Annotated in this window: 1 protein-coding gene; it reads left to right on the forward strand. The window is 63.2% G+C overall.

Annotated elements, in window-relative coordinates; genetic code table 11:
• Positions 1 to 304: RQC domain-containing protein (locus QWI17_RS06305; RefSeq protein WP_302721679.1), on the forward strand; the 304-nt coding region annotated here is incomplete at both ends.

Consider the following 304-nt stretch of genomic DNA (forward strand, 5'->3'; position numbering starts at 1 on the left):
CGCCACAAGCGCATCGAGCAGCACAAGCTCTATGCCATGCTGGCGCTGTGCGAAGAAACCCGCTGCCGCCGCCAGACGCTGCTGGCCTACTTCGATGAAATTCTCGAGCAGCCGTGCGGGCACTGTGACTACTGCGTCGACAACGTCCAGACCTGGGATGCTACCGAGCCGGCGCGCCAGGCCCTGTCGGCGGTGTTTCGCACCGGCCAGCGCTATGGTGTGGGCCACCTGGTCGACGTGTTGCTGGGCAAGGACACCGAAAAGGTGCGCAATTTCGGCCATGAAAAGCTGTCGGTTTTCGGCG

This window comes from Gilvimarinus gilvus (assembly GCF_030518155.1).
In the GTDB taxonomy this organism is placed as follows: Bacteria; Pseudomonadota; Gammaproteobacteria; order Pseudomonadales; family Cellvibrionaceae; genus Gilvimarinus; species Gilvimarinus gilvus.